The sequence below is a fragment of the Bosea sp. NBC_00550 genome (assembly GCF_026020075.1).
Lineage (GTDB): Bacteria > Pseudomonadota > Alphaproteobacteria > Rhizobiales > Beijerinckiaceae > Allobosea.
Map to the genome: position 1 here is coordinate 1,934,817 of NZ_CP102772.1, position 24,253 is coordinate 1,959,069.

Annotated in this window: 23 protein-coding genes; 7 read left to right on the forward strand and 16 right to left on the reverse strand. The window is 66.5% G+C overall.

Annotated features, from left to right (window positions below):
- Positions 1–78 precede the first annotated feature (78 nt).
- From NWE53_RS09245 to NWE53_RS09260, 4 genes are read right to left on the reverse strand one after another with little or no spacing between them, the layout of a single operon-like run.
- Positions 79–1,095 carry a YcjF family protein gene (locus NWE53_RS09245; protein WP_265054025.1) on the reverse strand — a complete coding sequence of 339 codons (1,017 nt, stop codon included), beginning with the start codon at positions 1,093–1,095 and terminating at the stop codon, positions 79–81.
- 13 nt (positions 1,096–1,108) lie between these two features.
- Entirely contained in the window at positions 1,109–2,554 is a 1,446-nt protein-coding gene (locus tag NWE53_RS09250) for a YcjX family GTP-binding protein (RefSeq protein ID WP_442864999.1), read from the reverse strand.
- A gap of 13 nt (positions 2,555–2,567) precedes the next feature.
- The gene (locus tag NWE53_RS09255) at positions 2,568–3,095 is read right to left on the reverse strand and encodes a SixA phosphatase family protein (protein WP_265054026.1); all 528 of its coding nucleotides are present in this window, start codon (positions 3,093–3,095) and stop codon (positions 2,568–2,570) included.
- Between the two features lie 39 nt (positions 3,096–3,134).
- Complete coding sequence (locus tag NWE53_RS09260) at positions 3,135–3,359, reverse strand: helix-turn-helix domain-containing protein (RefSeq protein WP_265054027.1); 225 nt, start codon at positions 3,357–3,359, stop codon at positions 3,135–3,137.
- 88 nt (positions 3,360–3,447) lie between these two features.
- Between NWE53_RS09260 and NWE53_RS09265 the strand changes: the two genes are divergently transcribed.
- Entirely contained in the window at positions 3,448–3,681 is a 234-nt protein-coding gene (locus tag NWE53_RS09265; RefSeq protein WP_265054028.1) for a hypothetical protein, read from the forward strand.
- 86 nt (positions 3,682–3,767) lie between these two features.
- On the opposite strand, the gene NWE53_RS09270 is transcribed toward NWE53_RS09265, so the two are convergent.
- On the reverse strand, positions 3,768–4,613 hold the full coding sequence (locus NWE53_RS09270) for an AAA family ATPase (protein ID WP_265054029.1): 846 nt from the start codon (positions 4,611–4,613) through the stop codon (positions 3,768–3,770).
- A gap of 211 nt (positions 4,614–4,824) precedes the next feature.
- Here NWE53_RS09270 and NWE53_RS09275 point away from each other — a divergent pair, with 211 nt between their 5' ends.
- A complete protein-coding gene (locus tag NWE53_RS09275; protein ID WP_265054030.1) occupies positions 4,825–6,618 on the forward strand; it encodes a cation:proton antiporter domain-containing protein in 1,794 nt (597 codons plus the stop codon).
- Here the strand turns inward: NWE53_RS09275 and NWE53_RS09280 are convergent.
- Both NWE53_RS09280 and NWE53_RS09285 read right to left on the reverse strand, forming a co-directional pair.
- On the reverse strand, positions 6,554–7,666 hold the full coding sequence (locus NWE53_RS09280) for a glycosyltransferase family 4 protein (RefSeq protein WP_320109562.1): 1,113 nt from the start codon (positions 7,664–7,666) through the stop codon (positions 6,554–6,556). The two genes, NWE53_RS09275 and NWE53_RS09280, sit on opposite strands and share 65 nt — an antisense overlap.
- Positions 7,666–8,571, reverse strand: coding sequence for a UDP-2,3-diacylglucosamine diphosphatase (locus NWE53_RS09285; RefSeq protein WP_265054031.1), 906 nt, complete (start codon positions 8,569–8,571; stop codon positions 7,666–7,668). Before NWE53_RS09285 ends, NWE53_RS09280 begins: the two co-directional genes overlap by 1 nt.
- Before the next feature lie 128 nt (positions 8,572–8,699).
- Here NWE53_RS09285 and NWE53_RS09290 point away from each other — a divergent pair, with 128 nt between their 5' ends.
- From NWE53_RS09290 to NWE53_RS09300, 3 genes are all read left to right on the forward strand, one after another.
- Positions 8,700–9,479, forward strand: coding sequence for an SDR family oxidoreductase (locus tag NWE53_RS09290; protein WP_265054032.1), 780 nt, complete (start codon positions 8,700–8,702; stop codon positions 9,477–9,479).
- 122 nt (positions 9,480–9,601) lie between these two features.
- On the forward strand, positions 9,602–10,525 hold the full coding sequence (locus NWE53_RS09295; RefSeq protein ID WP_265054033.1) for a DMT family transporter: 924 nt from the start codon (positions 9,602–9,604) through the stop codon (positions 10,523–10,525).
- A gap of 81 nt (positions 10,526–10,606) precedes the next feature.
- Entirely contained in the window at positions 10,607–11,227 is a 621-nt protein-coding gene (locus tag NWE53_RS09300) for a helix-turn-helix domain-containing protein (RefSeq protein ID WP_265054034.1), read from the forward strand.
- Between the two features lie 255 nt (positions 11,228–11,482).
- On the opposite strand, the gene NWE53_RS09305 is transcribed toward NWE53_RS09300, so the two are convergent.
- The 8 genes from NWE53_RS09305 to lysM all read right to left on the reverse strand — a co-directional run bounded on the left by NWE53_RS09305 (position 11,483) and on the right by lysM (position 19,689).
- Positions 11,483–12,526, reverse strand: coding sequence for a glycosyltransferase family 8 protein (locus NWE53_RS09305; RefSeq protein ID WP_265054035.1), 1,044 nt, complete (start codon positions 12,524–12,526; stop codon positions 11,483–11,485).
- Between the two features lie 320 nt (positions 12,527–12,846).
- Positions 12,847–13,464 carry an HAD-IA family hydrolase gene (locus tag NWE53_RS09310; protein WP_265054036.1) on the reverse strand — a complete coding sequence of 206 codons (618 nt, stop codon included), beginning with the start codon at positions 13,462–13,464 and terminating at the stop codon, positions 12,847–12,849.
- Between the two features lie 95 nt (positions 13,465–13,559).
- Positions 13,560–14,489 carry a c-type cytochrome gene (locus tag NWE53_RS09315; RefSeq protein WP_442865021.1) on the reverse strand — a complete coding sequence of 310 codons (930 nt, stop codon included), beginning with the start codon at positions 14,487–14,489 and terminating at the stop codon, positions 13,560–13,562.
- 321 nt (positions 14,490–14,810) lie between these two features.
- Positions 14,811–15,239, reverse strand: coding sequence for a c-type cytochrome (locus tag NWE53_RS09320; RefSeq protein ID WP_265054038.1), 429 nt, complete (start codon positions 15,237–15,239; stop codon positions 14,811–14,813).
- A 131-nt stretch (positions 15,240–15,370) separates the two neighbouring features.
- Entirely contained in the window at positions 15,371–17,680 is a 2,310-nt protein-coding gene (locus NWE53_RS09325) for a xanthine dehydrogenase family protein molybdopterin-binding subunit (protein WP_265054039.1), read from the reverse strand.
- A gap of 100 nt (positions 17,681–17,780) precedes the next feature.
- On the reverse strand, positions 17,781–18,740 hold the full coding sequence (locus NWE53_RS09330; RefSeq protein ID WP_265054040.1) for a YiiG family protein: 960 nt from the start codon (positions 18,738–18,740) through the stop codon (positions 17,781–17,783).
- Positions 18,741–18,788: 48 nt separating this feature from the next.
- Positions 18,789–19,106, reverse strand: coding sequence for a rhodanese-like domain-containing protein (locus NWE53_RS09335; RefSeq protein ID WP_265054041.1), 318 nt, complete (start codon positions 19,104–19,106; stop codon positions 18,789–18,791).
- A gap of 139 nt (positions 19,107–19,245) precedes the next feature.
- Complete coding sequence (lysM, locus tag NWE53_RS09340; protein ID WP_265054042.1) at positions 19,246–19,689, reverse strand: peptidoglycan-binding protein LysM; 444 nt, start codon at positions 19,687–19,689, stop codon at positions 19,246–19,248.
- A gap of 164 nt (positions 19,690–19,853) precedes the next feature.
- On the opposite strand from lysM, the gene NWE53_RS09345 reads away from it, so the two are divergent.
- Positions 19,854–20,282: a GlcG/HbpS family heme-binding protein gene (locus NWE53_RS09345; protein ID WP_265054043.1), complete on the forward strand. Its 429-nt coding sequence runs from the start codon at positions 19,854–19,856 to the stop codon at positions 20,280–20,282.
- A gap of 100 nt (positions 20,283–20,382) precedes the next feature.
- Positions 20,383–21,444 (forward strand): NAD(P)/FAD-dependent oxidoreductase, encoded by a 1,062-nt coding sequence (locus NWE53_RS09350; RefSeq protein ID WP_265054044.1) that lies wholly within the window; start codon positions 20,383–20,385, stop codon positions 21,442–21,444.
- Between the two features lie 56 nt (positions 21,445–21,500).
- Here NWE53_RS09350 and NWE53_RS09355 read toward each other — a convergent pair whose 3' ends face one another.
- A complete protein-coding gene (locus tag NWE53_RS09355; protein ID WP_265054045.1) occupies positions 21,501–24,005 on the reverse strand; it encodes a YfhO family protein in 2,505 nt (834 codons plus the stop codon).
- Between the last annotated feature and the right edge of the window lie 248 nt (positions 24,006–24,253).

A 24,253-nucleotide genomic window follows, 5' to 3' on the forward strand; every position in this document is an offset into this window, starting at 1 on the left:
GGTTATATCGTTTACGAAGGGTTTTGCGGCACTCCTGACCGGGCAGATTCGCCCAAGGCCCGGCAGATTCTGCCGGGCTCAGCCTTCGGAGTCCTTGCTGCCGCGCCATGAGGCCAAGTCGCCCGCGACCTCCGCCAGCGTCGGCGGGCGCGCTTCGACGAAGGGCAACGGCCGGCAGACTTCGAGCGCCGCAAGCCCGATCCGCGCCGTCAGCATGCCATTGATGACGCCCTCGCCGAGCTTGGCCGAAAGCCTCGCCGCGAGCCCCTGCCCCACCACCTGCTGGATCACTGCATCGCCCGCCGCGATGCCGCCGGTCAGAACGAGATGATTCAGGACCTGTCGGGCCAGCCGCAGCAGGCCGAGCGTGCCCGGCCGCCCGGCATAGATGCCGGCGATCGAGCGCAACAGCCGCGCGCAGGCGACCAGCACGAAGACGACATCGACCAGCGCGCGCGGGCTGACCGCCGTGACAAGCGAAACGCGCCGCGCCGCGATCGCGATCTGCGCCTGCGCCATCGCATCGAGCGGCGTGAGCAGGCTGCGCTCCGCCACCGTCAGCATGTCACGCGCCGCGAAGAGCTGCGGCAGCGCCTCCTGCAGCGCCGCGCGGCCTTGCGCCGTCTGCGCGCGGCCTTTGTAGAGCCCGACGAGCTCCTCCGCGATTGCCCTGCCCTCGTCCGGCGTCCCGCTCGCAAGTGCCAGGGTCGCGCGCTCGCGCAGGGCTTCGACCTTTCGCTCGCGCAGGATGTCGCGGAGCACCCGCGCCAGCATGACGAGGAGCGCCAGCGCGGCAGCGGCGGCACAGGCCAGAGCCGCATAGCCGAGCGCCGGATTCTGGCTCATCAGCGACCGAATCGTGTTCTCGACCCAGACGCCGGCCGCCAGCGCCAGGAAGCCCGAGAGACCGGCGACGAAAAGCGTGCCCCATGAGAAGCGGCGCCTGGCAGCGGGCGCCACCGCCGGCTCGACGGCATCGATCGGCTCGCTCTCGGGCAGGATCGCGACCTCCCCGCGGCGAAGGGCTCCATCGTCGACAGCCACAGCGTCCGCGGCCTTGTCGCCGAGAAGGATCGCGCGCGGTGCCTTGCTCATGGGCGCAAACTCCTCATGCCAGCCGGTCCCCGATCAGGAACTCCAGCGCACGGTCGAGGCGGATCTGCGGCGGCGGCTTCGATCGCCCGCCTGCGTCGGGCTCGACCAGCGGCGGCCTGAAGCGCGGCGCCCTGACCTGCCAATGCGCCTTCGGGTCGAAGATCGCCTCCGGCCGCTCCGGCAGATCGCCGGGAAAGATGGCGGCCTCAGTGACGCCGTCGAAGACCTGCCCGTCGATCTCCTCGCCGGCTTCCGGCACGCCGGCGATGGCCGGAAGCTCCTCGCGCCCCTGCTTGATCCGCACCTCATGCGTCGCGCGCACGGCGGCAAGCGCCATCGCCTCGACGCGCGCGCCCGCACCCTGCGCCCGCCCCATCGCCCGCCCGACCAGATGTGACATCACCGCCGCGAGCCTGTCATGGCTGCTGTGGTGGATATGGTCGGCCTTGGTGGCAGCGAAGAGCACACGCTCGATGCGCGGCGCGAACAGGCTCGACAGCCAGGAATTGCGGCCGACCGAGAAGGCGGCGAGCGCCTGCCCCAGCGCCGTTTCGAGATCGGCCAGCGCCGGGGCGCCGGCATCGAGCGCGGCGAGCACGTCGACCAGCACGATCTGCCGGTCGAGCCGGGCGAAATGATCGCGGAAGAAGGGGGTTACGACGACGCGCTTATAGGCCTCGAAGCGCTCCGCCATAAGCCCGGCGAGCGTGCCGGGCTGCGGCTCGTGGTCATGGCCGAGATCGAGCGGCGCAAAGGTCAGCGCCGGCGAGCCTTCGAGATCGCCCGGCATCAGGAAGCGCCCGGGCGGCGTCACCGCCACGGCCTCCGGATCGGCCCGCAACCGCGCGAGATAATCCTTGAACACATCGCTCGCGGCCTCAGCCGCGAGTTCGTCCGGCGGCCCACCCGGGTCGCGCTTCTCCAGATCGGCAAGCCAGGCTTCGGCGGCCGCGCGCCGGTGCGGCTTGCGCGCATCGGCCACGGCCTGCGCCGACCAGCTCTTGTAGTCCTGCCCGATCAGGGCGAGGTCGAGCAGCCATTCACCGGGATAGTCGACGATGTCGAGCGTCAGCGTCGCCGGCCCCTTGAACCAGCCGGCGGCGCGTTCGTAGTCGATCTCGACGCGCAGCTCCGCGATGCGTCGCGTCGATTCCGGCCAGCGCCGATCCCGCCCGTTCATGGCGGCGCGATGGGCCTCGTAGGGAAAGCGCGGCACTTGCGGGTCGGGCTGCGGCACCAGCCGCACGCGGGCGATACGACCTTCCGAGGCCGCCTTCAGCACCGGCAGCTTCGCCCCTTCGATCAGGTTCTGGATCAGCGCCGTGGTGAAGACGGTCTTGCCCGAGCGCGACAGGCCGGTGACGCCGATCCGCAGGCGCGGCCGCGCCAGCCCGAGCAGGCTGTCACCGAAGGCCAGCGCCGCGTTGCGGGCATTGTCGAGATAGGAGGGGTCGCTCACGACGACGCCGGCATCACTCGTCCGGCCCCTCGCCCAGCGAAGCCGGCGTTACGAAGCGGTCGAGCCGCCCGCCGCGCGCGGCCACGTCGCCCCAGTCGTCGACCGCGAAATCGAGCACCGCGAGGCCGCTGGTCGGGTATTTCTGGCTCATGCGCGCCGCCGCGTAGCGGTCGCCATGGCCCGTGAGCAGTGTCGCGAGTTCGGCGAAGCCGGGATTGTGGCCGACCATCAGCAGGGTCCGGACATTGCCCTCGATGTCCTGCACAACTTCCAGCAGCCGCTCCATCTTGGCCTCGTAGATGCGGGGCTCGAAATGCATCGGCGGCTTTTCCGGCAGCATGGGAGCCACCAGCTCCCAGGTCTCGACGGTCCGCCGTGCCGGCGAGACCAGTACGAGGTCGGGCAGCAGCAGTTCATCGGCGAGATAGCGCCCCATCACGGGCGCGGCTTCATGCCCGCGCGTGGCGAGCGGACGGTCGCGGTCGGCCACACCGGTAGGCCAGTTAGACTTGGCGTGGCGCAGAAGCATGAGGCGTCGCATGGGAAGAACCTAGCGATGCCGTGCAGGATTTGCGAGGGGTCAGCCGCCGCCGATTTCGGCATCCGGCTCGTAGCGCAACAGATCGCCCGGCTGGCATTGCAGGACCACGCAGATGCGCGCCAACGTGTCGAAGCGCATGCCGCGCACCTTTCCCGATTTGAGCTGCGACACCTGCTGCTCGGTCAGGCCGATGCGCTGGGCGAGTTCCTTCGAGCGCATCTTGCGACGCGCCAGCATGACATCGAGTTCGACGACGACGGGCATGGCGTTGCGTTACACGAAACTTTGATTTTCGTCCGAAAGCCGGATCGCTTCCCTCCGTGAAGCGAGCGAGCTCGCGAAGCTGCCGACCATGACAGCTCCCGGGCGCCGCTTCAGCGTGTTCAGGCTGAGCGAGAGCGACGCCATCCGCATCGGCGCCTTCCGGGAAGAGATGTTCGTCGGGCCGCAGAACAGCGGCAATCGCGGCAGCTTGGCCCTGACGGCCGAAAAGGCCTGCCGGCTCGGCGACCTCTCGGACAAGCCGATCCTGGACGAGCTATCTGAAGACATCCGAGACGCAGGACTATGTCCTGCTGACGCGTGATGTCGACCTCGGCGAGGCTGTCCGCGCCATCGCGCCGGGGGTCGATCTTGCAGCGGCGATCCCGCCCTGCGAAACCGTCGCCGGCCTCAGCGGCTCTCGCGCCGCGCCATGAAGGCGAGCTTCTCGAACAGCGAGACGTCCTGCTCGTTCTTGAGCAGCGCCCCGTGCAGCGGCGGGATCAGCTTGCGCGGATCGCGCTCGCGCAGCACCTCGGGGCCGATATCCTCCGCGACGAGCAGCTTCAACCAGTCGAGCAGTTCGGAGGTCGAGGGCTTCTTCTTCAGGCCCGGCACCTCTCGCACCTCGAAGAACAGCCTGAGCGCCTCCTCCATCAGCCGCTTCTTGATGCCGGGGAAATGCACCTCGACGATCTGCTGCATCGTCTCCGCATCGGGAAAGCGGATGTAGTGGAAGAAGCAGCGGCGCAGGAAGGCGTCCGGCAATTCCTTTTCGTTGTTGGAGGTGATGATCATCACCGGCCGCTGCGCCGCCTTGATCGTCTCGCCGGTCTCGTAGACGTGGAATTCCATGCGATCGAGTTCGAGCAAAAGGTCGTTGGGAAACTCGATATCGGCCTTGTCGATCTCGTCGATCAGCAGCACGGGCCGGACGGGCGAGGCGAAAGCCTCCCACAGTTTGCCGCGCTTGATGTAGTTGGCGATGTCGGACACGCGGGGATCGCCGAGCTGGCTGTCGCGCAGGCGGCTGACAGCATCATATTCGTAGAGGCCCTGCTGAGCCTTGGTCGTCGACTTGATGTGCCAGGTGATGAGCGGCGCGCCGAGCGCGGCGGCGATCTCCTCGGCCAGCACGGTCTTGCCGGTACCGGGCTCGCCCTTGACCAGCAGCGGACGCTCAAGCCGGATCGCGGCATTGACGGCAACGGTCAGATCCTCGGTCGCGACGTAGTTCTCGGTGCCGGAAAAGCGCATGGACGATCCTTATGAGCGAACCGGCGGACGCTAGCCCATCCTGCCTCGGGCCGGAAACCGCTTTTGTCGACGCGGATCGAGACCTCCGGCGTAAAGCCTCATCAGGCAACGCGAATTTCTTTCCGCCAACGCGATTCCAAGGTTGTGTTGCGCCGCCGCGAACCGCAAGAATTATCGGCATACCTCACTCCTCGAATCGTAAGGTCAGGCTTTGGCCGGAACAGTCGATCCTTCCGCCTATAGGGACGTCGTCGTCGTGCTCGCGACGGCGGGCGTGATCGTGCCTCTCGCCAAGAGCCTCAAGGTCAATTCGATCATCGCCTTCGTCGCATGCGGCGCCCTTCTCGGCCCGTTCGGACTGGGTGGCCTCGTGTCGAAGGTGCCGCTTCTCGGCACGGTCACCATCTCGAGTCCGGAAGCCCTGGCCGGGCCGGCCGAATTAGGCGTCGCCTTCCTGCTCTTCGTCATCGGGCTGGAATTATCCTTCGAGCGCCTGATGACGATGAGGCGCCTCGTCTTCGGCCTCGGTCTCGGCCAGGTCGGGCTGAGCGCCGCCGCCATCGGGCTCGTCGCCTATGCCGTCGGCCAGCCGGCGGCGGCCGCCCTCATCATCGGCTTCGGCCTCGCCCTCTCCTCGACCGCGATGGTGGTCGAACTTCTCGCCGCCAAGAAGCGGATGACGACCTCGGCCGGCCGCGCCAGCTTCGCGATCCTGCTCTGCCAGGACCTCGCGGTCATCCCTCTACTCTTCCTGATCAGCGTCCTCGACGCGCAGAACGGCACGGGTTCCCTGCTCGCGGGCCTCGCGCAGGCGTTCATCCAGGCCTTCGCTGCGATCGCCACCATCATCGTCATCGGCCGGCTGGCGCTGCGGCCGCTCTTCCGCCTCGTCGCCTCGACCGGCTCGACCGAGAGCTTCATGGCGGCGACCTTGCTCACCGCGCTCGGCACCGGCCTGATCGCGGCGACGGCCGGGCTCTCGATGGGGCTGGGCGCCTTCATCGCCGGGCTGCTGCTCGCCGAGACGGAATTCCGCCGCGCCATCGAAGTCACCATCGACCCGTTCAAGTCGCTGCTGATCGGCGTCTTCTTCATCGCCGTCGGCATGAGCGTGAACCCGGGGCAGATCGCGGCACATCCCGGAGCGATTCTCGGCGCGTCGGCGGGTCTCATTCTGGTCAAGGCGGCCATCACCTTTGCGCTCGCCCGCCGCTTCCGGCTGTCCTCGGCGACCGCGCTCGAAACCGCGCTCATGGTCGCGCCCGGCGGCGAGTTCGCCTTCGTGCTGCTCAATGCCGCGACGGGTGCGAGACTGATCGACCAGAGCGCCACCAGCATCGTTCTCGCCGCCGTCTCGCTGACGATGGTCGCGCTGCCCTTGCAGGCCAGGATCGCCCGCAACCTCGCCCAGAAGTTCGCGCGGCCGGTCATCCTACCGGACGAGGCCTCCGTGCTCCCGCCCGACGACCATGCGCCGCGCGCCATCGTGGTCGGCGGCGGGCGCGTCGGCCGGCTCGTCGCTTCGATGCTGGACGAGCACGGCAAGTCCCACATCATCATCGATTCCGATGCCTCGCTGATCACGACGCAACGCCGGGCCGGCCGCCCGGCCTTCTATGGCGACGCGACCGAGCCGGAGTTCCTGCGCCTCTGCGGTCTGGAAGATGCGACGGCGCTGATCGTGACGATCGACGGCTCCCGCGCCGTCGATGCAATCGTCCAAGCCGCCCGCACCCTGAGGCCCGACATCGTCATCGTCGCCCGCGCCCGCGACGCGGCCCATGCCCGCCATCTCTACGAGATCGGCGTCAACGATGCCGTGCCGGAGACGATCGAAGCCAGCCTGCAGCTGTCGGAGGCGGCGCTGGTCGGGCTCGGTGTGCCGATGGGCCTCGTCATCGCCTCGGTCCACGAGCGGCGCGACGGCTTCCGCGCCCAGCTCAAGCCGGCAGGCGCCGCGACAGCCCCCGCCGTTCCACGCCACGCCCGTTCGCGAAGGCTGTGAAACTGGACGGCGACACCGCGCCCGCCTCGCGCGGTACATAACCCGCCTGCTGCGCCACCCGCTTGATATGCCCGTAGAACTGCGCCGCGCTGTGCGCCCAGCTATGGCGGGCGGCGAGTTCCAGGCAGATCTCGCGCGGTACTCGCAGCGCCTGCATGGCGGCACTGCGGAGATCCTCGTCCAGCACGCCAGCGTCGCTGCCGGCGAAGACGTCGCGCGGCCCCTGCACCGGGAACGCCGCGACCGGCAGTCCGCTTGCCGCAGCTTCCAGCAGCACGATGCCGAAGGTGTCGGTCAGGCTCGGGAAGACGAAGACATCGGAGGAGGCGTAGATTCCCGCCAGTTCCTCGCCTTCCTTGATGCCGAGGAAATGCGCTTCGGGATAGGCGCGCTGCAGATCGGCCCGTGCCGGCCCATCGCCGACGACGACCTTGCTGCCCGGTAGGCGCAGCGAGAGGAAGGCGTCGAGATTCTTCTCGACCGCCACGCGTCCGACACTGAGGAAGATCGGCCGCGGCAGGTCGAGCAGGCTCTGCGGGCGCGGATGGAACTGGCCGAGATCGACCCCGCGCCCCCAGCGCACCAGCTGCTGGAAGCCGTGCTGGCGCAGTTCCTCTTCCACCGTCGCTGTCGAGACCATCACGGCTGCGGCGGGACCATGGAAACGGCGCAGCAGCCCGTAGCTCCAGCTCTCCGGAATCGGCCAGCGGGCGGCGATGTATTGCGGAAAGCGGGTGTGGTAGCTCGTCGTGAACGGGCGCTTCTGGGCGAGGCAGACGGCGCGCGTCAGCCAGCCGATCGGCCCCTCCGTCGCGATATGGATATGATCCGGCGCGAACTCCGCGATGCGGGCGGCAAGCGCGCGGCGCGTCGCCAGCGCCAGGCGGATATCGGGATAGCTCGGCAGGCCGATCTGGTGGAAGCCTTCCGGTGTCAGCGCCTGCGCGGTCACCCCGAAATCCGGCGCCGCCGCGATCATCCGCTCCAGCGAGCGGACGACCCCGTTGATCTGCGGGCGCCAGGCATCGGTGGCGACGAGGACGCGCATCAGCGCGCTTTCCGTTCAGCCGTTTCCGGCCGAACGCCAAGAATGCGCGCCAGCTCAAAAGGCCCGAGCTTGCTCCGGGCCGCCTCGACCAGTTCCGGCACGGCGACCGGGCGCACCGGCACGACGACCGGCGCGGCGGCCTCGCCCCTCAGCCGGTCCTGCGGCCAGCGGATCAGCTCGAAACGCCCGTCATGGTGCTCGACGAACGCCGTGCAGCTTTCGACCCAGTCCCCAGTGTTGATGTAGGTCAGCCCTTCGATCTCGCGATGGGCCGCGTGGTGGATATGGCCGCAGATCACGCCGTCGGCATGGTGCCGGCGCGCCTCGGCGGCAAGGCAGGTTTCGAACTCGCCGATATAGTTCACGGCGTTCTTGACCTTGTGCTTGGCCCAGGCCGAGAGCGACCAGTGCGGCAGCTGCAGCCAGCGGCGCACCTTGTTCAGCGCCATGTTGAGTCCGAGCGCCAGCGTGTACGCCCAGTCACCCAGCAGGGCGAGCCATTTGGCGTTGCGCACGACGAGATCGAACAGGTCGCCATGGATGACGAGCAGGCGCTTGCCGTCGGCGGTCTCGTGGACGATGTCGTCGACCAGCGTGATGCCGCCGAACTGCAGGCCGGTGAAATCGCGCAGGAAGTCGTCGTGGTTGCCGGTGACGTAGATCAGCTTCGAGCCCTTGCGCACCTTGCGCAGCAGCTTCTGGATCACGTCGTTATGCGCCTGCGGGAAATACCAGCCGCTCTTCAGCCGCCAGCCGTCGATGATATCGCCGACGAGATAGATCTGCGGCGCGTCGTAGGCGCGCAGGAACTCCAGGACGAGATCGGCCTGCGCCCCGCGTGTCCCCAGATGCAGATCCGAGATGAAGATGCTGCGGACCTGCTTCGCGTCGTCCTCGTCGCCCATACCGGACAGCCCCTGCTGTTGCGATGCTCGGGGCGTGTGTCTGATTTGCGTTGCGCTTTGATGACGGCGAGGCCAATCCATGGTCTGGGTGAGGGCCTCGAAAGCCTCCCTGCTCATCGGAGAACGCCATGGATCTCGGAATCGCCGGCCGTACGGCCATCGTCTGCGCCTCCAGCAAGGGGCTCGGCCGCGGCTGCGCCGAAGCCCTGGCGGAAGCCGGCTGCACCGTCGTGATCAACGGCCGCAACGCCACGACCCTCGAGGCCACCGCAAGCGCCATCCGCGCCGCGACCGGCGCGACGATCATCGCCGTCGTCGCCGATGTCTCGACCCGCGCCGGACAGGACGCCCTGCTCGCCGCCGCGCCCAACCCCGACATCCTCGTCAACAACAATGGCGGCCCGCCGCCCAAGCCCTTCCGCGACGTGACGCGCGACGGACTGCTGGAAGGCGTCGTGCAGAACATGGCGACGCCGCTGGAGCTGGTTCAGCGCGTCATCGACGGCATGATCGAGCGCCGCTTCGGCCGCATCGTCAACATCACCTCCGCGAGCGTGGTGACGCCGCTGACCGGCCTCGACGTTTCCTCCGCCGCCCGCGCGGGCCTGACCGCCTTTCTCTCCGGCGTGGCCCGCGAGGTCGCGCATGCCAACGTCACCATCAACAACATCCTGCCCGGCGTGTTCGACACCGACCGGATCAAGACCGCGACCACCAAGGTCGCCGAAATGCAGGGCATCAGCATCGAGGAGGCCACGAAGAAGCGGCTCGCCGCGGTCCCGGCCGGCCGCCTCGGCACGCCGAACGAATTCGGCAAGCTCTGCGCCTTCCTCGCCAGCGACCATGCCGGCTACATTACCGGCCAGAATTTCCTGATCGACGGGGGCTCTTTCCGCGGCACGTTCTGAGCCGCGCGCCGCGGGCTTGGCGGGGTTGCAGAGTTCACGCTTCGCCGCCCTGCCTGGACATGGTCTAAGCACAGGAACGGTTTCGCTCGAAACCGTTCCTGCTCCCCTGGCGCACCGTTCCGTTGTCCCCTTTTCTCGGCATCACCCTCAAGCTGGTTTCGGCACTGGCCTTCACCCTGATGTCGGCGGCGATCAAGTCGATCTCGACGCGCTATCCGACGGGTGAGATCGTCTTCATCCGCTCCTTCTTCGCGATGATCCCCCTGCTCATCTGGCTGGCCTGGCGCTCCGAGCTGCCGGCGGCGCTGAAGACGAGCAATCTGCGCGGCCACCTCAAGCGCGGCATCATGGGCTCGACCGGCATGTTCTGCGGCTTCGCGGCGCTGCAGTTCCTGCCCTTGTCGGAAGCGGTGGCGATCGGTTACGCCGCGCCGCTCGCCGTCGTCATGCTCGCCGCGCTCGTCCTCAAGGAACGGGTCCGCATCTATCGCTGGAGCGCGGTGGCGATCGGTTTCGTCGGCGTGCTGATCATGCTCTCGCCACATCTCGGCGCCGGCGCCCATCCGATGGGCACGGGCTCGGCCATCGGCGCCGCGCTCGGCCTCGCCGGCGCCTTCTGCTCGGCCTTCGCCTCGGTCGAGGTCCGGCTCCTGACCCAGACCGAGCGCACCGGCGCCATCGTCTTCTACTTCATGCTGCTGACCAGCCTGCTCGGCTTCTCGACCATCCTGCTCGGCTGGAACATCCCCGATCTCCAGGACGCCCTGCTGATGGTCGTCATTGGCATCCTCGGCGGGCTCGGCCAGATCCTGATCGTGCAGGCCTATCGCTACGGCGATGCCTCGCTGATCGCGCCGTTCGAGTACTCGACGATGCTCTGGGCCGTGGCGATCGGCTGGTTCTGGTTCGGCGAATGGCCACCGATGACGATCCTGATCGGCGCCTTCATCGTCATCACCTCCGGCATCTATGTGATCCTGCGCGAACGCCAGCTCGGCCTCGCACGGCGCGAGCAGCGCGAGGTCGGCCCCAGCCGCATAACCTGACGCCCGCATGGGCATTGTTCGCTTGTTCAAACGATCGTCCGCCGTTACAAACGACACATCAGTCGAAACGGGGCCGGATGCATGGGAATCGAGACGAAAGAGCGCGGCGGGCGGGAGCTTGAGTCCGGAGCTCAGGTGATCTCGGGCCAGCTCGGCAAGACGATCCAGCGCCTGCGCAAGGCCTATAATTTCTCGCTCTCCGATCTCGCCGAGCAGTCCGGCGTCGCCAAGTCGATCATCAGTCAGATCGAGCGCAACGAGACCAACCCGACGCTGGCGACGATCTGGCGGCTCTCGCAGGCGCTCGACATCTCGATCGAGCGCGTGCTCTCCAGCGGCGAGGAAGAGCCCTTCATCGACAAGACCACACGAGCCGACACGCCGATCCTCGTTTCCGAGGACGGCAAGCTCAGGCTCGCGATCGTCGGCTGGATCAAGACGGTCGAATGGCTGCAATGGTACGAGGTCTCGTCCGAGCCCGGCGGGGAGCTCGACTCCGAGGGGCATCAGCGTGGCTCGATCGAGTCGCTCTCGGTCACCGCCGGCGAGTTCGAGGTCGAGGTCGGCGACATCGTCCAGCGCGCCAAGGCCGGCGAGACGCTGCGCTACCGCTGCGACCGCCGCCACGTCGTCCGCTGCGTCGGCAACGAACCCGGCCACGCCCTGATGGTCTGCATCCTCAAGGCGGCGGTGATGGAGTAGGCAGACGCTCCGCTCCCATGCACGCATCTTCCCGCCCGCGCATCGCGCGGGCGTTTTATATTCGAGGGGCAACGGAGCGCTGCGAGCCGCCGGGCGCGGGATTTGCTCCTCCTCTCGATCAGCCGGCGACGCGAACGCCCCCCGCCAGATAGACCGCGACAACGTTGAAGCAGGCCTCGACCAGACGGGCGCGAAAGGCCGACGCAGGCCCTCGGCCATGCAACGAGAGCCTCGCGCCCGCCGGAAACAGATTTGTCAGGCAGGCCGCAAAGCCGTCTGCAGCAAGCCGACTGCCGCCCTCTTGAGACGCCACAGCGCGTAGAAGGCTCGATAGCCGATCACGCTTTCAAGCTTCGCAAAAGGCGAAATATCAACCCTGCGCCAGTATGGCGTCATCTTCAGGTATCTGACGAAAAATGATGACCGCGGTTTTTTGTAGTCAGCATTCCATGGTTTGTACTTGCCGTCATAGTGCACGATGAATGGGCTGTTTCTGGAAGAGATCCATTCGGCACGGCTGTAGGCTGGCGCAACCCATCGCTCCGGAAGCAGGGAGGTGGACACCTGGTTCCAGCGCTGGTCAAGGCGGAACCAGTCATCGAAGAGGACTGCGTTGAGCGCGCCTTGATCGAGAAACTGAACGCGGTCCTTGTGCTCGGCGAGATAATGAAACACGCGCTCCGACACGTTACGTTCTCGCCAGAGCTTCAGATTAATGACGAGTACACCGCTTTGAAAATAGCGGTTTGATGGCGGGATGCCGAGCTCGGCATAGTTGAACACAACGGGATCGGATTCCGATGTCGACGACGTATTCAATGCCGGTGGCGCATCCAGCTTCGACGATACGTAAGGATACCAAACGTTCGATACAGCCGAAATCGCGAATTCGGGGTTCGCTGCATCGCTGAGCGAAGCGAGATCCGCCAGGACGACGAGATCGCAGTCGAGATAGATGACCTGCTCGCAATCGGCTGGCAGGACATGGGGGGCCAGCAGTCGCGAATAGGCATCTGGCGAGATGTACTTCAGATCCCCTTGTGAGAAAAACGCCTCGAAAGAAGAGAGATCGACTGGCGACCAGTGGAAGGTGATCTCGACCTTCTCGCGCGCCATCTCGCCGATCACCCGCTCAAGCTCGAGCCGCGCGGCAGCCTCGATATCGGAGGTCAGAACATGGATATGCAACGGCCGATCTGATTTGTAGTTGCACACTACTGACGTCAACATCACGGTGAGCGGCATGATATACCGGGTATTGGATGCGCAAAGAAGGTGAACATCTTCCTTTCCAGCCACTATTCACCCTCCCGAAGCTTTGGCCCGACGAGGTAAGTCTAGTCCGAGGCAGGAGAAAGGATAAGTCGATGCGAGGCACTCAAAATAGGGAGCGCCATGCGCAAAGGTGGCATACGACTGCGACCAGCGGCGTTCGCCAAAGCTAGCTTTGCCACTCTCGCGACGGCGCTCGATCGAAGCGCTCTCGGTCACCGCAGGAGAATTCGAGGTCGAGGTCAGCAACATCGTCCAGCGCGCCAAGGTCGGCGAAACGCTGCGACCGCCGCCACGTCGTCCGCTGCGTCGGCAACGAACCCGGCCACGCCTTGATGGGCTGCATCTCAAGGCGGCGGTGATGGAGTAGACGGACCGCAATCAGCCGCCTGTTCCATCAAGGCAGTAACCGACCGCGTCCCATTCCACAAAGCCGCACTCCACCCCCTCGCATGTGCTGCATCGACGTTGGCCTGCTTATCGTCGATGAAGAATATATCCGAAGGAGAAAAGCCGCTTTTTGCTTCTACCGCGCGAAAGAAGCGCTCATCGGGTTTGGCGCAACCAAGCTCTGCCGCGTAGTGCATATCGTCGAAGCTGCGCTTCAGCTCCAGCCCGTGCCAGATGTGCCGGGCTCGTTGATGCTCCTGCACCGTGGCGAGGTGAAGCTTCACTCCGGCCGACCTGATCGGGTCAAGTTGCGCAAGCAGACCATGATTGAGGTGAGCATCGTTTTCGAACCAGTATCGCGTTAATGTCTCCGCGCTGAGATGCGGCGCGATCTCGGCAAGTACCGGTTCGAGGCGCGCTCGCAGATCGGCGCGTCCCAGAATGATGTCTTGCCAGTGCGGCTGGAAGAAAGCCGCATGCAACAGCTCGCTTGACAGGTCGAGGTCGCGTTCAAGATGCGCCGACGAGCCGCGGGGATCAGGGTGCACGATTACGACGCCGTCGACGTCGAGCATTAAGGCCTTGAAGCGCATCCGCTGATGATAGGGCGAATGCTTCTTTTCACCGATAGCAGCCTCTGCGCCCGTGGGTTGGTCGAGCCGGCCTCTCCTCACTTCGCCTGCGGCCGTGCCGGCCCTTCCACCGCCGGCAGCGATTTCAGGTATTCCGCCATTGCCATCCGGTCGGCGTCCGGGAGTTGCGCGATGTTGCGCACCACTGCCGCCATCGTGCCGCCGACATTGTCGAAGCTCGGCGTGAAGCCGGTCTTCAGCAGCTCCGCGATCTCCTCCTTCGACCATTTGGCGAGGCCGTTTTCGGACTGCGTGATATTCGGCACCCAGCCCTTACCTTCAGGATCGGGGCCGCCAGCGAAGCGGGTCGCCGGGATGATCGCGCCGAGCGCGTTGCGAGCCGAGTGGCATTCGGCGCAATGGCCGGGGCCGTTGACGAGATAGGCGCCGCGATTCCACGCCTCGCTCTTCGTCGGGTCCGGACGGAAGGACGCCCCTTCGAAGAACAGCAGCTTCCAGCCGCCGACCAGACGGCGGATGTTGAATGGGAATGGCAGGTCATGCGCCGCCGCCCGGCCCTCGACCGGCGGCAGGGTGCGGATATAGGCGAAGAGATCGGCCAGAGCCCGCGGTGGCATCAGCCGGTAGGAGGTGTAGGGGAAGGCTGGGTAGAGATGCTGCCCCTTCGGCGAGACGCCGGCCGCCATCGCATCGACGAAGTCCTGCACACCCCAATTGCCGATGCCGTCGCGTGTATGCGGCGAGATGTTCGGCGCATGGAAGGTGCCGAAGGGCGAGGCGAGCGCGAGCCCACCGCCGAGCCGGAGCTTGTCGTCCTGCCCCGGCGTCGCATGGCACGAGGCGCAACCTCCCGCCGCGAACAGCAGCTTGCCGTTCTCGATATCCGCCGCCGGCAGCGCGCCGACCTCCGGCGAGGGCGAGACCACGCGCGGATCGGTAAGGACGTAGAAGCCGGCGAAGGCCAGCGCCACGAACACGACGAGGGTCACGAACATGCGGCGCAGCAACAGCATCGGCATCTCCACAAGGCGCGTCCGCCAGATTGGACGGGCCGGCGTCTCATCGGCAACCCTCAAAACGCAGCAATTCCAAACTGAGCGTGACGATCTTCCATAGAACCACGCTGCCGCCCGGCAAAAGGCGTCATTCTCGGGCGAAGCGAAGCGCAGACCCGGGAATCCCATGACGAGAAGGCGCTGGTTTCCGTCATGCTCGGGTCAAGCCCGAGCATGACGGCGAGGGAGCAGCCAAGGCTGCCTCGGTCACGAAAAAGCGGGCGGCCATCACTGGCGCCCGCTTCGGTGCACGTCACAAGTGGCCGGGTCGGCCTATTTCTTGACGCGATAGGCCTCGTGGCAGGTGCCGCAATTCTTCGTCGCCGCACCGAAGGCCGGGCGGAAACCGTCGAGGCTGGTGACGGCGGCGCCCGCCGCGGCGTCAGCCTCGAACTTGGCGAAAGCGGCCTTGAACCCGGCCTGATCCTCCCAGATCTTCGGCGAAGCCGTGGTCTCGCCGGTCTTGGAATTGTCGGGGAACAGCCCCGGCACCTTCTTCGCCGCATCGGCATATGTCTTGAAGACGGCCTGCGCCTTGGCCGCATCGAAGGGAACGTCTCCCTTCGCGATGGCCGCGCCTTCGCGCGTCGCAGCCCCGATCGCCTTCATCGCCTGCTGGCGCTCCGCGATCGGGTTCGACTGCGCCGTCACGGCGGAGAGGCCGAGCGCAAGGCCGGCGAGCACGAAAGCAGTGCGGATCATCCCTATCCCCTTTGAGGCAAGCCGGTGCCGGACGGCGCCGTTTTGAACTCGTCCAGATCAAACGATGATCGCGACGTAAGCCAGTCGCTTTTGCGTGAACGGATTTGCACCTGCGCAAACCCGCCCTTGCATCAAAGCGGATAGCCCGCTTCCTTGAGCGCGTTGAAGACCTTGAGCGGCGTCGCCGGCATGTCCATGGCCTTGATGCCGGCTGCGCGATCGAGCGCATCGACCATCGCGTTCATCACCGCCGGGCAGGCACCGATCGCCCCCGCCTCGCCCGCGCCCTTCACGCCGATGGCGTTGGTGACGCAGCGGACATTGCGCGTCTCGAAATGGAAGTTCGGGATGTCGATCGCGCGCGGCAGGGCGTAATCCATGAAGGTCGCGGTCAGCATCTGCCCGTCCGGATCGAAGCGGATTTCCTCCATCAGCGCCTGGCCGATGCCCTGCGCCGCGCCGCCATGCACCTGTCCCTGCAGCATCAGCGGGTTCAGCGTCACGCCGAAATCGTCGACCACGACATAGTTGAGGATCTCGGTCGCCCCGGTGCCCGGATCGATCTCCAGTTCGCAGACATGCGTGCCGTTCGGATAGGTCGCCTCCGGCGGCTGCCAACTCTGGTGCACCTTGAGCAGGGCGGGAGATGCTCCCGGCAGCGCGGCGATGGCCGCGAGGTCGAGCGCCTTGTCGGTGCCGACGATCCTGACCGCACCATCGACGAGTTCGAGATCGCCGACCGCCGCCTCCAGCTTCTCCGAGGCGAGCTGCTTGAGGTTGTCGGTCAGGATTTCGGTCGCCTTGTTGAGCGCCGCACCGCCGACGGGGATGGAGCGCGAACCGCCGGTGCCCGAACCTGTCTCGACGCGATCGGTGTCGCCCTGGATCACGCGGATGCGGTCCATCGGGATGTCGAGATGCTGCGAGACGAGCTGGGAGTAGGCCGTCTCATGCCCCTGCCCGTTCGACTGCGTGCCGATCAGCACGGTGACCGTGCCGTCCTTCTCGAGGATCACGGTCGAGCTTTCCGGCCCGCCGCCGCCGCAGGCCTCGATATAGCAGGCCAAGCCGATGCCGCGGATCCTGCCGGCCTTGGCCGAGGCCTTGTGGCGCGCCTTGAAGCCCTTCCAGTCGGCCACGTCCATGGCGCGGCGCATATGGCCCTCGAACTCGCCGGAATCGTAGACCGGCCCGGTCTGCGTCTTGTGCGGCATCTCTGTAGGCTTGACGAAGTTCTGGATCCTCACCGCTTCCGGCGTCTTGCCGGTCTCGCGCGCGATGGCATCGACCAGCCGTTCGATCAGATAGGCCGCCTCCGGGCGCCCCGCGCCGCGATAGGCGTCGACCGGTGTCGTGTTGGTCAGCACGCCGCGGAACAGCACGTGCACGGCCGGGATGCTGTAGCAGCCCGGCGTCATCGTCGTGCCGACCCAGGGAATGAAAGGCCCATATTGCGAGAGATAGGCGCCCATCTCGGCCGAGAGATCGACCTTGAGGCCGATGAACCTGCCCTTCGCGTCGAGCGCCATCGTCGCCTTGGCGAGATTGGCCCGGCCATGCGTGTCCGCGAGGAAATGCTCGTTGCGGTCGGAGACCCAGCGCACCGGGCGCTTCAGCTTCTCGGCCGCGATCATCGCCAGCGGATATTCGCGGTAGAGGAAGATCTTGGTGCCGAAGCCGCCGCCGACATCGGGCGTCACCACGCGGATGCGCTTGGGATCGACCTTCAGCACATAGTTCGCGATCAGGTCGCGCATGCCATGGCTGCCCTGGCTGCCCAGCGTCAGGGTCCAGCGCTTCTCGGCCTTGTCGTATTCGGCGATGCAGGCGCGCGTCTCCATGTAGTTGGAGGCGAGGCGGTTGTTGACGACGGTCAATGAGACCGTGCGCGCCGCCTTGGCGAAGGCCTGCTCGGTCTTCTCGCGGTCGCCCTGCTCGGCTTCGAAGGCGACGTTGCCCGGCCGGTCCGCCCAGACCTGCGGCGCGTCCTCGGCCAAGGCCTCTGCGATGCCGGTCACAGCCGGCAGCGGGCCCCAGTCGATCTCGATCGCTTCGGCCGCGTCGCGCGCCTGCGCCAGCGTCTCGGCGACGATGAAGGCCACGGCCTCGCCGACATGTCGCACGGTGTCGGTCGGCAGGACCGGGACCGGCAGCGGCTTCACCATCTCGCCGGAGGTGGTCTTGATCACCCCCTTGCAGGGCAGGTCGCCATAATCGGCCACGTCCTTGCCGGTCAGGATCAGCTTCACGCCCTTCAATTGGCGGGCGGTCCCGGTGTCGCCGATCGTGAAGCGGGCATGGGCATAGGGAGAGCGCAGCACGAAGGCGTGCAGAGCCCCTTCCGAGGCGATGTCGTCGGTATACCGGCCCGTGCCGGTCGTCAGGCGTTGATCCTCGACCCGCCTCACAGGCTGGCCGAAACCGAATTTCATGGGACGCATGAGGCATATCCTCAGATTGGTCTGATGAAAGACTGGAACAGAAACGGCGCTACGTCAGCCCCCGGCACGTGGCGCGGGGGCTGCGTTCTGCGCATTACTCTCAGCGCGCGGTCCGGATCGCCGTCTCCGAGAGCGAGACCATGGTGTTATAGTTGTTGACGATCCAGTTCGCGTCGCGCGCGGCGCCACGCCGGACATCGCCCTTGCTCTTGGCCAGCTTGTCGCTGAAGTCGCGCAGCTTGCCGAGCCAGGAGCTCGCCTGGCTCTCGATGAAGGGCACGCCGGACGGGTTCTTGTCCTTGAACGCGTCCATCTCGCGCACCGCGCCGGCATAGTCGGCGATGGCGGCATTGAAGACCTTCAGGTCGACGACCGGGCTCTCGTTGCTCGGCATCAGATCCATCACGGCGCGCGCATTGATCATGATGTTGCGCACCTGCCAGCGCGCCGAGCGCCCCTCCCGCTGCTCGACCGAGGCAAGCTCGCGCTGGTCCAGCCCCTTCTTGTAGACGCGCATCAGCGCATCGAGCTTGGCCCGCTCCTCCAGGAAGGTCTTGGCGGCCGGCACCATCAGCGCATGCAGCCTCTGCCCCTCCGCGAGGTTGTCGTCGCGATAGTCCTTGCGGTCGTAATAGCGCTCGCCCCGGGTGATCGACGGCGCCAGCTCCTGATAGGCCTTGATGTAGTTCCCGACGGTGGCGTCGATCGCCGGCAGCTTCGGCTCGCGCGCCATCGCTTCCTCCGCCTTCTTGATCTCGCCCGCCACGTCATAAAGGCTGTAGAGCCCGTAGGTGATGTAGCGCTCCTTGCCGGTCGGACCCTTCTTCATGTCGACCCAGCTCGCATAGCGCTCCCAGGACTGGATCGCGCGCAGCGTGCGGTTCATCAGCGCCGTATAGGCGTTCGACTTGGTGATCGCGGCCTGGAGATCCTCGTCCCCCGCCTTGCTCGCGCTGCCGGCCGGGACGGTCGCGGCCGGCTGGGCCAAGGTGGCATTCGGCGCGGCAAGAAGGGCGGCGGCGGCGCAGGCAGCGCCGAAGAAGAACGCTCGGGTCAACATGGTCCGATCCCTGGTAGGCGAAATCTCGGGAGAGCGCGGCATGCGCCGTCAATCCTGCACGACCGGCTCGCCATGCATCAGCCAGTCCTTGAAGCCGCCGGCATAATGGCTGTCGATGTCTAGACCGGCCGATTGCGCGAATTCCAGCGCCCGCCGTGAGCGCACTCCGGCGGCGCAGGACAGCACGAGTCGCTTGCCCGGCTCATTCGGCAGATCCGCCGGGTCGAACTGCGAGAGCGGCCGCGAGACCGAGCCGGGGATATGGCCGGCGGCGAATTCATACGGCTCACGGACATCGACGAGCAGGATCGAGCCGTCGCTCAGGCCCGCCTTGATGTCGTCGATGTCGAGGTCGTTCACGATCATGGGCAGCTCTTTCGCGCAGACTCGTCGTACCGCCCAGATAAGGCGGCGCGACGGCCATGGCCAGCGCGAGGCGCTCCGGGAAACCGAACAAATGAAAACAGCCGCGGGACCGGCCCGCGGCTGCGCCGATGCGAAATCCTCAAGCCTTCGGCGGGATGCGCAGGACCCAGCCGGGCTGGATCAGGTCGGGGTTCTTCACCGGCGGCGTGTTGGCCTTGACGATCTCGGTATATTTCGCGCCCTGGCCCTTGCCGTAATGCTCCTCGGCGATCTTCCAGAGCGTGTCACCCTTCTTCACCGTGTAGAACACGGCGGCCGGCGCCTCCTTGTTGACGGCGAGGTCGGATTCGACCTGCGCGACGCCGGTGGTGTTGCCGAGCGCAAGGATGATCTTCTCCGCCTCTTCCGTCGAAACGGCCTTGCCGGACACCTTCACCTTGTCGCCGTCGATCTGGATATTGACGTCGGATGGCAGGCCGTGCCCCGCCAGTTCCTTCTGCAGGTCATCGGCGGTGGCCGCCTTCGCCGCGCCCGATCCGAAGATCTTGGCGCCGGCTTCCTTGATGAAACTGAACAAACCCATGGTATGCCCTCCTTGTCTCGGGTGACTATCAAGCCCTGTCGTGGCGTCGCACGCAAGCAGCCGACGTTTCTCGAGAGACGGTCGCGCGCGACAGCCTGGCGAGAGGGCTCTTCCCTGCCCGCCCGGCGACTGGCAAGAACGCCGTATCGAAACGGGAGTTCCCCATGCTGACCCTCGCCCAGGCCCAGACCATCCTCCAGGCAGCCCTCGCCCACGGCGAAGCCAATGGCTTCAAGCCGCTCGCCATCGCGATCCTGGACTCGCGCGGCGCCCAGAAGGTCTTCGCAGCCCAGGACGGAACCAGCCTGAAGCGCGGCGAGATCGCGCTCGGCAAGGCCCATGGCGTGATCGCGCTGGGCATCGGCTCGCGCGCGCTGCACAAGATGGCGCTGGACCGGCCCTACTTCGTCGAGGCGGCGACGCACGCCGTCGGCGGCTCGCTGGTGCCGGTGCCCGGCGGCGTGCTGATCCGCTCGCCCGAAGGCGCGGTTCTCGGCGCCATCGGCATCTCCGGCGACACTTCCGACAATGACGAAGCGGCGGCCTGCACGGGCATCGCAGCGGCCGGCCTCAGCGCCGATACGGGGGCTTGACCCGCGTTTTTGCACTTGTCATCCGGCTATCGAGAGCTCATCTCCTCACCGTCACCAGGTTCGTTAAATCGGACAGTTTGGACCGGATCGAAGGTAGATCATGAGCGAAGCGGCTGCCGCCAACGAGAATGAGGTCATCACCACCGACGTCGTCATCATCGGCGCCGGTCCGTGCGGCCTCTTCACCGTATTCGAACTCGGCCTGCTCGACATCCGCGCGCATCTCGTCGACATCCTGCCCAAGGTCGGCGGGCAGTGCGCGGAGCTCTATCCGGAGAAGCCGATCTACGACATTCCGGGCTTCCCGATGGTGACGGGCCAGGCGCTGGTCGACAACCTGCTCGAGCAGATCAAGCCGTTCGGGCCGACCTTCCATCTGAACCAGATGATCGAAACGCTGGAGCCGACAGGCACCGCCGCGGCGCCGCGCTTCCGCGTCGTCACCGATGCCGGCACGGTCTTCGACACCAAGACGGTGATCATCGCCGCCGGCGGCGGGTCATTCCTGCCGAAGAAGCCGCCGATCCCCGCCATCGAGACCTATGAGAACGGCTCCGTCTTTTACGCCGTGCGCAAGATGGAAACCTTCCGTGGCCGCAACATCCTGATCGTCGGCGGCGGCGATTCCGCTCTCGACTGGACGCTGAACCTCCAGCCCATCGCGAAGCGCGTCACGCTGATGCACCGCCGCGACGATTTTCGCGCCGCGCCGCACTCGGTCGAACAGATGCGCAGCCTCGTCGCCGAGGGCAAGATGGACATGAAGCTCGGCCAGGTCACCGGCCTGAAGGGCGAGAACGGCAAGCTGCAGGCCGCCATCTGCCGCGGCACCGACAACGAAACCTTCGAGATCGCCTGCGATACGATGTTGCCCTTCTTCGGGCTGACGATGAAGCTCGGCCCGATCGCCGACTGGGGCCTGAACCTGCACGAGAACCTGATCCCGGTCGACACCGAGAAGTTCGAGACGAACGTGCCCGGCATCTTCGCCGTCGGCGACATCAACAGCTATCCGGGCAAGCTGAAGCTCATCCTCTCAGGCTTCCACGAGGCCGCACTCTGCTCCCAGAAGGTCCACCGCTACGTCTATCCGGAGAAGCGGCTGACCTTCCAGTACACGACATCCTCGTCGAGCCTGCAGAAGAAGCTCGGCGTCGCCTGAACCGGCCGGTTTCGGGCAGGCATCGATGAAGCCGCGGCAAAGGCCGCGGCTTTTTTTTATTGCGCGGTGACGTCGCTCGGGATGTGAGCGGCAGCCGTCCCGCTCCGCGCCGGCGTATTCTGCACCGGGGCGAGGCCGAGCGAATTGCGCACGCTCTGAGACGGGCCGGCCAGCATCGGCCCTTCGCCCGGCGCGGTGACGATCTGCGGCTCGCCATGCATCGGCGGCAGCGGCAGATTATCCTCCGGCTCCTGCGGCTCGATGCGTGCCTTGAGCTCGGCAAGCGCGCCCGACAGCGGCTGGAAGCTGAAGCGCACCTTGTGCGTGCCGGCCGGAACCTGCACGGCGCGGAACAACACGTTCGCCTTCAGGATCTCCGTCTCGACGCCGTCGACCTCGGCCTTCCACCAGGGGTGCCAGATGTCGTTGAGCACCACGAAGCCGGCTGAAGGCGTCGTCACCTCGATCTCGACCTCGGCATTGCGATACCGCGTCAGCTTCACATCGGCCTGCACCGCGACCGGCCCTTCCGCCGCCACGACCGGCGGCTCGACATCGAGCAGCACGGCCTGCTGCGGATCGGTCTCCGGCCAGCGGCCCGAGAGCTTCATCCTCTCGAAATCGGCGAACTGCCAGCCGCCGACGAACTGCACGCGCGGCAGCGCATGCGGGTTCTCGTAGACATAGCCTTCCTTCGTCCGGGCGATCAGGTTGAGATCGCCGCCGCGCAGCGCATGGTCCACCTGGTCGATCGGGACCGGCGAGGCGATGTAGCGGAGGCCCAGCAGGTTCGCGAGCCGGCAATGATAGGACGGGAAGAGCGGCGTGAACTTGCGCTCTGACGGCGAGGCGATGCCGTCGCGCGTGCCCACCGCTTCGGAGAAATCCTCCAGCCGCAGGGGGTTGTAGCCCAGCGTGTGGTCGAAGCCGTGGACCATGCCGGCATTCGGCCATTCGAAGCCCAGGCCGAGCAGCTCGACCCGGTCGCGACGCGGTGAATCGGCCGTTTGCGCCGTCAGATGCTTCAGCAGCGCGATGGTCTCGTTCTTCGTGCCCGGCTGCAGCACGTCGTAGAGCTGCGGCGACAGGGCCGTGGATTCGTTGGGGCCGTTGTTGACGCCGAGGTCGGCTGCCACCACGCCCGTGACGAGGATAGCGGCCGCGGCCGTGCCGAGCGCGCCGCGCCAGCGCTGCAGCATGAAGAAGGCGCCGCCCGCGACCGCGAACCAGCCGATCGCCAGCGCCACGGGCTTCCAGGCATCGCCGAGATGCCCCTCGCCGCGCGACACCAGAAGCGCAACCGCCAAGCTTGCGAGAACGAGCCCGGCACCGATGAGGAGATCGCGCCGGAACGAGGTGCCCGCCTCGGCCGTCAGGATGCGATGCAGCACATAGCCCGACAGCACCGCCGCCAGCCCACCGATCAGGAAGGTCGCATCGGCCGGCCGGCGGAACACCTTGATGCCCGGCAGATAATCATAGGCGAACTGGAACAGCGGCGTGTAGCGCCCGAGCGCGAACAGCACCATGAAGGCGAACATCAGCGTCAGCGGCCGCACCGCCTTGTCCCAGAGCCAGCCACGCGTCAGCCCCGGCGCCAGCAGCAGCAGCAGCGGCAGTGCGCCGAAATAGACCTGCCCCATATTCTGCGACAGGAAGAGCTCCTTGGCCCATTGCGGATTGTTGTACGGGCCCCAGAACTCGACATTCGGGTCCTTGGCGCCGAACAGGTCGCCGATGAAGGCGGTCAGCAGCGAGACCGGATGCAGCGAGCCGCGCCCGGCTTCGGTCAGGTCGATCTCGGGCCGGGTCGTCGCCTCGGCGAAGAGCCAGGTCCAGATCAGCGGCAAGGCGATGACGGCGAGCCCCGCGACGCTGGCGGCGGCGATCGGCAGCAGGCTGGTGCGGAAAGCGGGCCAGCCGCCCGAAAGCCAATGCGCCACGACCATGCCGAAAAGCACATAGCCGCCGAGCAACGCGACCTGATCGGGCTCGAGCACCATCAGCCCGGCGGCAAGCCCGGCGAAGACGCCGGAAAGTATCGACGACCGCTGCAGCATGCGCGCCGTCAGCCAGAAGGCGATGGCGAAGAAGGCGAGGCTGGCGATCTGCCCGACATGCTGCACCCGCCAGGCGGCTGAGGCGCCGAAGGCGAAGACCAGCGCCGCCATCAGCCCGCCCGCCGGATGCCAGTTGCGATCGCGGAAGAACACGATGAGCGCCAGTCCGCCGGCCAGGAGATGCGCCAATATATAGGCGTCGACCTCGCGGAAGCTCGGTGAAGGCGAGAGCAGCGCCAGGAGGATCGCGGGCGAGAAGATCAGCGATTGCGGATCGGCGATCTGCGGCGAGCCACCGAAGACGTTGTGGTTCCAGAACGGCGATTGGCCGGAATGGAGCGCGTTCGCCAGGAACTGGACCTGCGCCTGGAAATGCGCCTTCGCATCGAACGGAATCGTCACCGAACCCGAAAGCCAGGGCCAGCACAGGACCACCCATGCCACGACGAAACCCGCGGCCGCCAGCAGGTAGCCGGCGCACCTTGCATCCAAACGTCTCAACTGGACCCCCACGGTCCTCGGCACGAACGGTCCCGTTCTGGGATCCTGTCTTCAGCCCTGTCAGTGGACTGACGATGCTGCGGCGCACCTGAACCGAATCTGAACGCGATCACGCATCCGTGAGCACGGCTGAGGACAAGCTGAAGAAAGACCAAAGGGGATGCGCCTGCGCGCCGATGTGTGATGGAGCCGCAGCGTCATCCCGGACAAGCTGCGAAGCGGCGCAAATCCGGGATCCATCGGAGGGC

Coding starts and splice junctions, on each gene's coding strand:
- NWE53_RS09345 (WP_265054043.1), top strand. CDS start 19,854: ATGCTGACCCTCGCCCAGGCCCAGACCATCCTCCAGGCAGCCCTCGCC.
- NWE53_RS09325 (WP_265054039.1), bottom strand. CDS start 17,680: ATGCGTCCCATGAAATTCGGTTTCGGCCAGCCTGTGAGGCGGGTCGAG.
- NWE53_RS09330 (WP_265054040.1), bottom strand. CDS start 18,740: ATGTTGACCCGAGCGTTCTTCTTCGGCGCTGCCTGCGCCGCCGCCGCC.
- NWE53_RS09245 (WP_265054025.1), bottom strand. CDS start 1,095: ATGAGCAAGGCACCGCGCGCGATCCTTCTCGGCGACAAGGCCGCGGAC.
- NWE53_RS09285 (WP_265054031.1), bottom strand. CDS start 8,571: ATGGGCGACGAGGACGACGCGAAGCAGGTCCGCAGCATCTTCATCTCG.
- NWE53_RS09270 (WP_265054029.1), bottom strand. CDS start 4,613: ATGCGCTTTTCCGGCACCGAGAACTACGTCGCGACCGAGGATCTGACC.
- NWE53_RS09255 (WP_265054026.1), bottom strand. CDS start 3,095: ATGCGACGCCTCATGCTTCTGCGCCACGCCAAGTCTAACTGGCCTACC.
- NWE53_RS09300 (WP_265054034.1), top strand. CDS start 10,607: ATGGGAATCGAGACGAAAGAGCGCGGCGGGCGGGAGCTTGAGTCCGGA.
- NWE53_RS09260 (WP_265054027.1), bottom strand. CDS start 3,359: ATGCCCGTCGTCGTCGAACTCGATGTCATGCTGGCGCGTCGCAAGATG.
- NWE53_RS09320 (WP_265054038.1), bottom strand. CDS start 15,239: ATGATCCGCACTGCTTTCGTGCTCGCCGGCCTTGCGCTCGGCCTCTCC.
- NWE53_RS09290 (WP_265054032.1), top strand. CDS start 8,700: ATGGATCTCGGAATCGCCGGCCGTACGGCCATCGTCTGCGCCTCCAGC.
- lysM (WP_265054042.1), bottom strand. CDS start 19,689: ATGGGTTTGTTCAGTTTCATCAAGGAAGCCGGCGCCAAGATCTTCGGA.
- NWE53_RS09265 (WP_265054028.1), top strand. CDS start 3,448: ATGACAGCTCCCGGGCGCCGCTTCAGCGTGTTCAGGCTGAGCGAGAGC.
- NWE53_RS09350 (WP_265054044.1), top strand. CDS start 20,383: ATGAGCGAAGCGGCTGCCGCCAACGAGAATGAGGTCATCACCACCGAC.
- NWE53_RS09310 (WP_265054036.1), bottom strand. CDS start 13,464: ATGCTCGACGTCGACGGCGTCGTAATCGTGCACCCTGATCCCCGCGGC.
- NWE53_RS09280 (WP_320109562.1), bottom strand. CDS start 7,666: ATGCGCGTCCTCGTCGCCACCGATGCCTGGCGCCCGCAGATCAACGGG.
- NWE53_RS09335 (WP_265054041.1), bottom strand. CDS start 19,106: ATGATCGTGAACGACCTCGACATCGACGACATCAAGGCGGGCCTGAGC.